Consider the following 1,114-nt stretch of genomic DNA (forward strand, 5'->3'; position numbering starts at 1 on the left):
CGGACGAATGGGGTGCTGATCACTTCTCCAGCTACAACTGTTCGGAACCGGCACCGGTCTCCACGGAAGCTTACTCATGGGCTTATCCCGACAACAGCAACCCCTGTGCCATGTCATGCAATCCTGATGACGAGGGGCTGCTCCTTGCCTGGTATCGGAACGGCGAGATAAGGTGCAGGCATTTCCAGGAAGAATGGAACGGCTTCGACCATATTGTCCGCGCCGGCACGGGTCTTGTATTAGAGGGTGACATTGCTGTCTGCAGCGTCGAGGACGGCTACTGGATAGCATGGCTGGAAGAAGGAACCGACGCCGAGTATCCGGAGCTGGAGTTCGTGCCCAGAGACTCGTTGACATCCATCGGCGACTCGTCTGCCCCGCCGCTTGAATGCTGTATCAGGGTGTTCCCCAACCCATTCTCGGTGATGCTCAACATCTCGGTCGAAGGCCTTGCAGAATCTGCGACTCTTCGCATTTTCGACCTTACCGGCCGTCAAGTGTACAGATCCTCTTCTGCAGATAATGGGACTTTCAGCTGGGACTCCGCTGATAAACCCTCAGGGACATACATAGTTACCATTAGTTCGGATGGTTTCACTTCATCCAGAAGAGTTGTTCTGATAGATTAAAGCATGGGGTCGGACTTCACTTGCGGCACTTACCCATGATTTCATCATTTCAGACAAGAAATTCAACCATATGCGAAACGTCTGAATCCTTTCAGTACATTATTGCAGATAATGTACTTACAGTGGTCCTATGGTTGCCAGCAAGTTGAAGTAAGCTGCTCTGACGGTTTCATCTTCATAAAGCACCAGTGATTGCCGATAGTATTCCAAGGCGGTCTCGTAGTCCCGTTGTTCTTCCAGCTTTCGAGCCATAGAATAGAATTCCATGGCTTTAACTTGGTCTGCGTCTGAATTATTGGGTTCCTCTGAATGAAGCCATTCCAGTGCGGCTTCAAGCACCTCATCCCTGCCTGCCTGCAATCCTTCAATTGTTGGTCTCACTTCAATATCAGGAATAATCCCTACCCTCTGAGTCTCGCTTCTGTCGGGATTGTAGACTCCGAGTCCTGTGAAGAATGTATTCACGCCACCCGGCAGAGAAACAT

Annotated in this window: 2 protein-coding genes; one reads left to right on the forward strand and one right to left on the reverse strand. The window is 50.6% G+C overall.

Annotated features, from left to right (window positions below; translation table 11 throughout):
* Nucleotides 1–629: T9SS type A sorting domain-containing protein (locus tag K8R76_08450; protein ID MCD4848206.1), on the forward strand; the 629-nt coding region annotated here is incomplete at its 5' end.
* A gap of 117 nt (nucleotides 630–746) precedes the next feature.
* Here K8R76_08450 and K8R76_08455 read toward each other — a convergent pair.
* A partial coding sequence (locus K8R76_08455) for a hypothetical protein (protein ID MCD4848207.1) occupies nucleotides 747–1,114 on the reverse strand: 368 nt, incomplete at its 5' end.

The sequence above is a fragment of the Candidatus Aegiribacteria sp. genome (assembly GCA_021108435.1).
GTDB lineage: Bacteria > Fermentibacterota > Fermentibacteria > Fermentibacterales > JCC-6 > Aegiribacteria.